Origin of the sequence: Streptomyces pratensis (assembly GCF_037137275.1) — a bacterium.
Taxonomy (GTDB): domain Bacteria; phylum Actinomycetota; class Actinomycetes; order Streptomycetales; family Streptomycetaceae; genus Streptomyces; species Streptomyces pratensis_B.
The window spans coordinates 86,087-95,432 of record NZ_JBBBEN010000083.1 but is presented as its reverse complement, the minus strand read 5'-3'; the positions used below and the strand labels follow the sequence as shown (position 1 = coordinate 95,432).

Sequence of the window (9,346 nt, the reverse complement as noted above, 5' to 3'; positions counted from 1 at the left end):
CAACCCCGAACCACCCCACACCGAACTCGGACGCCTTGACGAAAGACATAGAGGCACCCCCCGTCATGTCCCCGGCCTCCCTGCGCGGCCCGCCCCGCCGCGACGGCCCGCCCGGCCGCCGACGCCGGGCCCCGGCGTCGGCGGCCGGGAACGCGGCAACCGGGAACGCGGCGGTCGGTCGCCGCCGGGAAGGGCCCCGGGAGGGCGTCGCCCGCCCCGGAGCCGCGCTCCTCAGTGGTCCCAGTCCACCGTCACCACGATCTTGCCGCGGGTCCGTCCCTCCGCGTTGAGCCGGTGTGCCTCGGCCGCCTGCTCCAGCGGGAACACCCGGTCCACGTGGACGGTGACGACGCCCTGCTCCGCCAGTTCCGCCAGGTGCGCCAGGTCGGTGGCGTCGGGGCGCACGAAGGCGTAGCGGCCGCCGTACGAGAAGACCTCGCTGTCCACGATGGAGGCGAGCCGGCCGTCCGGCACGAGCGTCTCCGCGGAGACCCGCAGGGCGTCGCCGCCCACCGTGTCGAAGGCGGCGTCGATGCCCTGGGGGGCCAGCTCGCGCAGCCGGTCGGCGAGGCCTTCGCCGTACTCCACGGGCTCCGCGCCGAGGCTGCGCAGGTGGTCGTGGTTGCGGGCGCTGGCGGAGCCGATGACCCGGCAGCCGGTGTGCCGGGCGATCTGCACGGCGAGTGATCCGACGCCGCCCGCCGCCGCATGGATCAGGACGGTGTCGCCGGAGCGGACCTTCAGCGTGCGGTGCAGCACCTGGTAGGCGGTCAGCCCGGCCAACGGCAGCCCCGCGGCCTCCTCGAAGCTCAGGCTCAGGGGCTTGCGGGCCAGGGTGCGCACAGGTGCGGCGACGTACTCGGCGAAGGTGCCGCGTGACAGGAAGTCCTCCCGCACGTAACCGATGACCTCGTCGCCCACCGCGAACTCGTCGACGGCGACGCCGGGTTGCACCACGACCCCTGAGACGTCCCAGCCGGGGATCACCGGGAAGACGGCTTCGATCGCACCGTCCAGATGGCCTTCGCGGGCCTTCCGGTCCACCGGGTTGACGGCGGCGGCCCGCACCTTCACCAGGACCGAGTCGGGGCCGACCGTGGGATCGGGCCGCTCACCGTATTCCATGACGTCTTCGGAGCCGTACGTGGGGTAACTGATCGCCTTCATCCCTCGACCTTGCGTGCAGAGCGCGGGCTTTGCAACCCGGCGCCGCGCCGTCGGGCAGAGCGGCCGCCTCCCGGCCACCGGATCAGGGGAGGCACTGGACGACATACCGACTGGTCGGCATCATGGTCGGCGACCGTTCCGTCGCCCGGAGGTGCGCACCATGAGCTCAGTTCCCCCACCAGGTCTCGATCCCGGCCCGCTGCGCCGCCATCTCGACCGCGAGCGGCCGGGGATGGTCAGCGGGCCCCTCGAAGCGAGGCTGATCGAGGGCGGCCGCTCCAACCTCACGTACGTCGTCACCGACGGGCCGGGCCGGTGGGTGGTGCGCAGGCCGCCGCTCGGCCACGTGCTGGCCACCGCGCACGACATGAAGCGCGAGCACCGCGTGATCAGCGGCCTGCACCCCACCGCCGTGCCGGTGCCGGAGCCTCTGCTGCTCTGCGAGGACGACTCGGTGATCGGCGCGCCGTTCTACGTCATGGAGTACGTGGAGGGCACCCCCTACCGGACCGCGGAGCAGCTCGCCCCGCTGGGGGCCGAGCGCACCCGGGCGGCGGTCCTCGGGCTGGTGGACACCCTGGTCGATCTGCACGCCGTGGACCCCGAGGCCGTGGGGCTGGGGGACTTCGGACGCCCCGACGGCTTCCTGGACCGGCAGTTGCGGCGCTGGGGCAAGCAGCTGGACGCCTCGCGCAGCCGTGAGCTGGCCGGCGTCGACGAGCTGCACACCGCACTCGGCCGCGGGCTGCCCCGCTCCCCCGCCCCCACCGTCGTCCACGGCGACTACCGCCTCGACAACGTCCTGATCGGCGCCGACGACCGGATCAAGGCCGTCCTCGACTGGGAGATGTCCACGCTCGGCGATCCGCTGACCGACCTGGGGCTGCTCGCGATGTACAGCTGCCGACTGGACCTGCCCCGGTCGCCGGTCTCCACCACCAGCGGCGCGGCCGGTCACCCGACCCCCGCCGAGCTGGTCGAGCGGTACGCGGCCCGCTCGGGCCGGGACACCTCCGCCGTCTCCTGGTACACCGCGTTCGCCTGGTTCAAGCTCGCCGTGATCCTGGAGGGCATCCACTACCGCTACACCCTCGGCCAGACCGTCGGCGCGGGCTTCGACCGGATCGGCGAACTCGTCCCCGTCTTCATCGAGCACGGCCTCACCACTCTTCAGGAAGGCTGAACGCCATGGATTTCGCATTCGACGCCCGTACCGAGGAACTGCGGGGCAGGCTGCTCGCCTTCATGGACGAGCACGTGTATCCGGCGGAGCGGACGGCGGAGGACCAGCGGGCGCTGCTCGCCTCTCCGTGGGACACCCCCGCGGTGGTGGAGGAGCTGAAGGCCGAGGCCCGCCGGCAGGGCCTGTGGAACCTCTTCCTGCCCGACGCGGAGTACGGGGCAGGGCTCACCAACCTCCAGTACGCGCCACTCGCGGAGATCACCGGCCGCTCGCCGCACCTCGCGCCGACCGCGCTGAACTGCGCGGCCCCGGACACGGGGAACATGGAGCTCCTCGCCCAGTTCGCCTCCAGCGAGCAGAAGAAGCGGTGGCTGGAGCCGCTGCTGGCCGGGGAGATCCGGTCCGCGTTCGCCATGACGGAGCCGGAGGTGGCCTCGTCGGACGCGACGAACGTCGAGACCCGGATCGTCCGGGACGGCGACGACTATGTCGTCAGCGGCCGCAAGTGGTACATCTCCGGGGCGATGAACCCCGACTGCGCCGTCTTCATCGTGATGGGCAAGACCGATCCGGACGGCGACGACATCCGCCGCCAGCAGTCGATGATCCTGGTGCCGCGCGACGCGCCTGGGCTCGAAGTGCGGCGCGCCATGCGGGTGTACGGGTACGAGGACCATTCCCACGGCGGCCACGCCGAGGTGGTCTTCCACGACGTGCGGGTGCCCGCGGCCAACCTGATCGGTGAGGAGGGCGGGGGCTTCGCCATCGCGCAGGCGCGGCTGGGCCCCGGGCGCATCCACCACTGCATGCGGCTGATCGGGATGGCGGAGCGGGCCATCGAGCTGATGTGCCGCCGGGCGGTCTCGCGCACGGCGTTCGGCAAGCCGCTCGCCCAGCAGGGAGTCGTGCAGAACTGGATCGCGGACGCACGGGTCGCGGTGGAGCAGTCGCGGCTGCTGGTGCTGAAGACGGCCTGGCTGATGGACACCGTGGGCAACAGGGGCGCGCACACCGAGATCCAGGCCATCAAGATCGCCACCCCGCGAGCGGTGGTGGACATCCTGGACTCCGCGGTGCAGCTGCACGGCGCGGGCGGGGTCAGCCAGGACTTCCCGCTGGCGGAGCTGTGGGCGGCGGCGCGTACGCTGCGGCTCGCGGACGGGCCGGACGAGGTGCACCAGCGGTCGCTGGCCCGGCGGGAGCTCAAGCAGTACCTCTGAACCGCGTGCGGCCCCCTCCCGAGGAGGGGGCCGCAGCGCGAGGGGCCGGCGGCCGGCGCCCGTGGTCAGGTCCGCCGGCCCGGGCCGGTGCGCGCCGGACGGCGCGCGGAGGCGGTCAGAAGGTGAGCTTCCAGCTGTCGACGTACCCGGTGTCCTGGCGGGCGACGTCCTGGACCCGGAGCCTCCAGGTGCCGTTGGCCGCCTCGCCGGAGGCGTTGACCGTGTAGGTCGTGATGACGTTGTCGGCGGAGTCGCCGCTGCTGGAGTTCTTCAGCCGGTAGGCGCTGCCGTCCGGCGCCACCAGGTCGACGACCAGGTCCCCGCGCCAGGTGTGCTTGATGTCCACGCCCACCCGCAGGGCGGACGGGGCGTTGCCCGTCCGGCCGGTGACCGCGATCGGCGAGGTCACGGCCGCTCCGGCGTCCGGGATGGCGACGTCGGCGGTGTTGGTGAACACGTCCCCGTCGGTGGGCGGCTCGCCCGCGTCGGCGGAGAGGGTCCAGATCGCGTGGGCGGCCGCGTCGCTGTTGCGGTCCAGTGCGGTGTCGTTGATGTTGCTCGTGGTGTCGCACGACGAGTGGTAGCAGCGGTCGAACGCCTGCCCCGCGGTGCCGCCCCACTTCTGCGCCTGGGCCGCGGACTTGGTGTATCCGGCGCCGGTGAAGAGCCCGCCGACCGGTACGCCGACGTTCTTGAACGGTGCGTGGTCGGAGCGGCCGTCGCCTTCGGTCTCGATCTCGGTCGGGACCGACAGTCCGGCGAAGTAGTCCTTGAACGTCTTCTCGATGACGGGGTCGTCGTCGTAGACGAAGTAGCCGGCGTTGGGCGAGCCGATCATGTCGAAGTTGAGGTAGCCGGACAGCCGGGAACGCTCGGTGGTCGGCAGATTGTTGACGTAGTGCCTCGAACCGATGAGCCCCAGCTCCTCCGCGCCCCACCAGGCGAACCGCAGGTGCTTGTCGGGCTGGTACTGGGCGCGGGAGACGGCGAGCGCGGTCTCCAGCACGGCGGCGGAGCCGGAGCCGTTGTCGTTGATTCCGGCGCCGGAGGAGACCGAGTCCAGGTGGGCCCCGGCCATCAGCACCTGGTCGGGGTCGCCGCCGGGCCAGTCGGCTATCAGGTTGTAGCCGACGGCGCCACTGGCCGTGAACTGCTGGAGGGTCGTGGTGTATCCGGCCGCGTCGAGCTTGGCCTTCACGTAGTCGACGGACGCCTTGTAGCCCGGACGGCCGTGGCCGCGGTTGCCGCCGTTGGCGGTCGCGATCGACTGGAGCTGCGTGAGGTGGGCCTTGACGTTGGCCACGGGTATGTCGGGCGCCGCGGCGGCGGCTGCCGCCGAAGGCGCCGTCCCGGCCGCGTGGACGGCGGGCGCCGCGGCCCCGAGGACGGCGGCGAGGGCGACGGCGGTGACGGCCGCCGCGGATCTGCGCAGGGCGAAGCGGTTCGGTCTCATTCACGGGCTCCGGATTCCGTTGGGGATGGACGGAACGTGCGGGGGGCACCCGGCCACGCGGTGCCGGCCGGGTCCTGGAGCAGGGGTGCTTCTTCCGGACACGTGTACCGGGGCGTCGAGCCCGGCGCCGTCCGGAGGGGAGACCCAGAGGTGCGCGATGCGTGACCGATGCTCAAGGAAATGACCGTGCTCCGTCAAGAGCGGAAACCGGACAGTTCTGTCCTGTGAACGGACAGGCGGCGCCCGTTTCCCGCGGCGCGACCCTCGTGCGCCGCGTTCCGGGGGCAGGACGTACGGCATGTCTCCAGGCTCGCCCCGGTCGGCGGAGCAGGCCAGTGGAGGCCGCCGCGCGGCCCGCCGCCGGCCTCCCGGCCCTACGGGCGCAGCGCCCGGAGCAGGAGGTCCGCGAGGTGGTCGGCGACCTCCTGGCGGCTCAGCGGGCCGTTGGGGCGGTACCAGGTGGAGAGGTGGTGCACCGAGCCGAAGTGGTAGTCGACGACCAGGTCGGCGGGGGTGGCGCGGGAGAACACCCCGTCGCGCTGCCCTTCCTCGACCAGCGCCCGGAAGCGCTCGTGGTAGCGGCGGCGCTCCAGCCGCACCTGCCGGTTCTTCTCGGGGCTCAGGTGGTGCATGGAGCGGAAGAAGATCGCGGCGTCGTCGAGGTTGTCGAGGGTCGTGACGACCACGTCGGCCGCCGCGTCGCGCAGCCGCCGCTCGATGGGCGCGTCGGTGTCCGCGACGGCGTCCAGGCGCTCCTGCTGGAGCCGCAGGACCCGGGCGTAGACCTCCTGGAGCAGGTCCTCCTTGGAGCCGAAGTAGTGGTAGAGCGCCCCCTTGGTGACGCCCGCCGCTTCGACGATCTCCTGGACCGACGTGCGGTCGTAGCCCTGCTCCGCGAAGAGCCGGGTGGCGGCGGCCAGCAGCCTCTGGGGGACGGGGGTGCCGTTCCCGTCCGTCGCCTTGGCCATGAGCCGCCACCTTTCTTTCGTACCGTACGTGCGCTGTTTCGACGCCGTTCCCCTGGGGTGAACGCGGTCCCCACCTGAGGATCTTCCCACTCGCCGTCTTCGGCGGCTCCGTCAGGATCTCCGCCCGGCGCGGGGCGCCCGAGGCCCCGGGGCCGCCGGGGCGGCGTCCGGCCCGGCCGGGCGGGCGGGCGACGAGCCTCCCCGGGCGGGCCTCACCGGGACGAGGCCCGGCCGCGCGCACCGGGTCCGTCACACGCCCCGCTCCTCCCAGGCGCGCTGGAGGCGGTTCATGCCCCCCAGCCAGCGGTCGGGGTCGGCGGCGCGGGCCTGGTAGTACCCCGCCGCCTCCGGGTGCGGCAGGACCAGGAAGCGGTCGGCCGCCATCGCGTCGAACAGCGCGTCGGCGACGGCCTGCGGTTCGATGGCCCCGGGGGCCAGGACCAGCTCGCCGGCCGAGCCGGCGGCGGCGAGCATGTCGGTGCGCACGCCCTGCGGGCAGATCGCGTGGACCTTGATCCCGCGGTGGCGGTAGGTGAGCGAGAGCCATTCCGCGAAGGCGACCGCCCCGTGCTTGGTGACGCTGTAGGGAGCCGCCCCGATCATCGTCAGGAGCCCGGCGGCCGAGGCGGTGGCCACGAAGCGGCCGCTGCCGCGCTCCAGCCAGTGGGGCAGCAGCGCCCGGGCCGCGCGGACGTGGGCCATCACGTTGACGTCCCAGGCCGCGGCCCAGACCTCCTCCTCGGCGAACGCGTCGCCGGGCGAGGCCAGGCCGGCGTTGGCGCAGTAGACGTCCACCGTGCCGCCCAGCGCCTCCCTGGCCTCCTCCACGATCTCGGAGGCGTCGCCGGCGAGGGCGAAGCCGCCGATCTCCCTCGCGAGGGGCTCGATCCGCGCGGGGTCCAGGTCGTTGACGACGACCCTGGCCCCCCGCTCGGCGAAGCTGCGGGCCAGCGCGGCTCCGATGCCGCCTCCGGCCCCTGTGACCACCACTCCGGCGCCCTGCACCGCATCCATCGTCATCCCGCCCTTCCGTCCGGCCGCACCGGCAGACTAACCGGTCGGTATGTGATCGGGAAGGGGGCGGGGCGGGCCCGGGAAGGACGGGAGCCGTGCGGGTGGCCCACGGGAAATGCTCCCGGCCCGGGTCGTTCCGCGCCGCCCCGGCCCGCGCTAGCGTGCGGGGCCATGACAGTCGGTGCGATCGAGGAGGTAGCGGAATGAGCCTGTCCCGACGTGGGTTGCTGGCCGCGGGAGGCGCTGTGGGAGCGCTCGCGGCGACGGCGTCCGGTACCGGTCCCGCCGCCGCCTCGGCCGCCCTGGGCGCCGGGCACGGAGGCGGACGCGGGCGCCGCGGGGTCCGCACCGGCTTCGACCGCCTGGCGGACGACGGGTACCGGCTGCTGGAGGGCGAGAGGGTCGGCGTCGTCACCAACCCGACCGGGGTCACCGCGGACGTCCGGCACATCGTCGACGTGATGCACGCGGACCCCCGCGTGAACCTGACCGCCGTCTTCGGCCCCGAGCACGGTTTCCGGGGCACCGCCCAGGCGGGCGGCTCGCAGGGCCGACACGACGATCCGGCGACCGGGCTGCCGGTGTACGACACGTATCTGAAGAGCGGGCAGCCGCTCGCGGACGTGTTCACCGCCTCGGGCGTGGACACGGTCGTCTTCGACATCCAGGACGCGGGGTCCCGCTTCTACACCTACATCTGGACCCTGTACGACTGCATGGAGGCGGCCGCGCTCACGGGCAGGCGCCTGGTCGTGCTGGACCGGCCGAACCCGGTGACCGGGCGGGCGGCGCTCGGGCCGGTGCTGGACCCGGCGTTCGCCACGTTCGTCGGCCGCCGGGAGATCGCGCAGGCGCACGGGATGACGGTGGCGGAGCTGGCCCTGCTCTTCAACGAGGAGTTCCTCCGGAACGACCCGGTGCGCCTGGACGTGGTGACCATGTCGGGCTGGCGGCGGTCGCACTTCTTCGACGAGACCGGGCTGCCGTGGGTGCCGCCGAGCCCCAACATGCCGACGCCGGACACGGCCCTGGTCTACTCCGGCACCTGCCTCTTCGAGGGCACCAACCTGTCGGAGGGCCGGGGCACCACCCGGCCGTTCGAGCTGCTGGGCGCGGAGGGCGTCGACCGCCGCTGGGCAGCCGCGGTGAACGCGCTGGAGCTGCCGGGCGTCGCCTTCCGGGAGGCGTACTTCGCTCCGACGTTCTCCAAGTTCGCGGGCAAGACGGTGGGCGGGGTGCAACTGCACGTCCAGGACCGCGAGGCCTTCGACCCGGTCCGCACCGGCATCGCCCTGTTGGTGACGGCGAAGCGGACCTGGAGCGGCTTCGCCTGGCGGCCGGACCACTGGATCGACAAGCTCACGGGCAACGCCCGGGTCCGCACCATGATCGACGCGGGCGCGGACACCGAGGACGTGGTGGGCGCGTGGCAGGAGGACCTGGCGGCCTTCAGGGCGCGGCGGCGCCGCTGTCTCCGCTACGGCGGATAGCGGGGCGGCCGGTCACCGCCCCGCGGCGCTCCGGGGCGACGACCGCCGTACGGGAGCACGCGCGGGCCCCCGTACGGCCTGGCCTCCGCTCCCCCGCCCCGCCGGGGGGCGCGGTCCAGGGCCCGGACGGGCCCCCGACCCCCGACCCCCGGCCTCAGGCCTCAGGCCTCAGGCCTCAGGCCTCAGGCCTCAGGCGCCGAGGTTCAGCTCACCGAGGCGTTCGCCGTCCGGGGTCAGGCCGCGCTTGCGGTATCCGAGCCGCAGGTAGAACTCTTCCGGGCCGCCCTCGCCGGGGTGCCAGGTCACGGTCGAGAGCGCTCCGCCGCGTCGGCGGATCTCCTCGTTCACCGCCTCCACCGCGAACCTCCCGTAGCCCCGCCCCTGCTCGCCGGCGGCCACGGCCAGCCGCCAGAGCCCGGAGCGCGGCGGTGCTCCGGGCACTTGGGCGTCGTAGTCGAAGGGCACGTCGAAGAAGGCCATCACGAAGCCCACGACGCGCTCGCCGTCACGGATCAGCCGGGGCCAGGCGACGTCGGGATGCACATAGGCCTCGGCCAGGGACTGGGCGACCGGTGCGACGAACTTCTCCTGCTCTGGGGCGACTTCCAGCCGACAGGCGGCGAGCACGGTGTCGGGGGCGACCTTTTCGAGGCGCGGGGAGACTGCGGTCATACGGGCAGCCAACCGCACCCGGCCACACCGGTGCCACCGGATTTCTCCCGTTCGACAGGGGGCCAGGCGCCCCGGGGGCGGGCGGTGCGACCACCTGCCCGGCCGGACACGCGCGCCCCTCACCACCCGTCCGCGCGCCGATCCGCTTCCGCCGCGCACCCCCGTCCCAGGTGCGGCGT

8 protein-coding genes are annotated in these 9,346 nt (G+C 73.5%); 3 read left to right on the top strand and 5 right to left on the bottom strand.

Annotation, left to right across the window (positions count from 1 at the left end; genetic code table 11):
* Nucleotides 1-231: 231 nt before the first annotated feature.
* Complete coding sequence (locus V9U70_RS11335; protein WP_336674394.1) at nucleotides 232-1,167, bottom strand: NADP-dependent oxidoreductase; 936 nt, start codon at nucleotides 1,165-1,167, stop codon at nucleotides 232-234.
* Between the two features lie 160 nt (nucleotides 1,168-1,327).
* Here V9U70_RS11335 and V9U70_RS11330 point away from each other — a divergent pair, with 160 nt between their 5' ends.
* Nucleotides 1,328-2,350, top strand: coding sequence for a phosphotransferase family protein (locus V9U70_RS11330; protein ID WP_336674393.1), 1,023 nt, complete (start codon nucleotides 1,328-1,330; stop codon nucleotides 2,348-2,350).
* Nucleotides 2,351-2,355: 5 nt separating this feature from the next.
* Nucleotides 2,356-3,570, top strand: coding sequence for an acyl-CoA dehydrogenase family protein (locus V9U70_RS11325; protein WP_336674392.1), 1,215 nt, complete (start codon nucleotides 2,356-2,358; stop codon nucleotides 3,568-3,570).
* A 115-nt stretch (nucleotides 3,571-3,685) separates the two neighbouring features.
* Here V9U70_RS11325 and V9U70_RS11320 read toward each other — a convergent pair whose 3' ends face one another.
* The 3 genes from V9U70_RS11320 to V9U70_RS11310 all read right to left on the bottom strand — a co-directional run bounded on the left by V9U70_RS11320 (nucleotide 3,686) and on the right by V9U70_RS11310 (nucleotide 7,011).
* Nucleotides 3,686-5,023 carry a M28 family metallopeptidase gene (locus V9U70_RS11320; RefSeq protein ID WP_336674390.1) on the bottom strand — a complete coding sequence of 446 codons (1,338 nt, stop codon included), beginning with the start codon at nucleotides 5,021-5,023 and terminating at the stop codon, nucleotides 3,686-3,688.
* Nucleotides 5,024-5,397: 374 nt separating this feature from the next.
* Nucleotides 5,398-5,991 (bottom strand): TetR/AcrR family transcriptional regulator, encoded by a 594-nt coding sequence (locus tag V9U70_RS11315; RefSeq protein ID WP_336674388.1) that lies wholly within the window; start codon nucleotides 5,989-5,991, stop codon nucleotides 5,398-5,400.
* Nucleotides 5,992-6,240: 249 nt separating this feature from the next.
* Nucleotides 6,241-7,011 (bottom strand): SDR family oxidoreductase, encoded by a 771-nt coding sequence (locus V9U70_RS11310; RefSeq protein WP_336674387.1) that lies wholly within the window; start codon nucleotides 7,009-7,011, stop codon nucleotides 6,241-6,243.
* 197 nt (nucleotides 7,012-7,208) lie between these two features.
* On the opposite strand from V9U70_RS11310, the gene V9U70_RS11305 reads away from it, so the two are divergent.
* A complete protein-coding gene (locus V9U70_RS11305) occupies nucleotides 7,209-8,495 on the top strand; it encodes an exo-beta-N-acetylmuramidase NamZ family protein (protein ID WP_336674386.1) in 1,287 nt (428 codons plus the stop codon).
* A 189-nt stretch (nucleotides 8,496-8,684) separates the two neighbouring features.
* Here V9U70_RS11305 and V9U70_RS11300 read toward each other — a convergent pair whose 3' ends face one another.
* Nucleotides 8,685-9,167 (bottom strand): GNAT family N-acetyltransferase, encoded by a 483-nt coding sequence (locus tag V9U70_RS11300; protein WP_336674385.1) that lies wholly within the window; start codon nucleotides 9,165-9,167, stop codon nucleotides 8,685-8,687.
* Nucleotides 9,168-9,346: the final 179 nt, after the last annotated feature.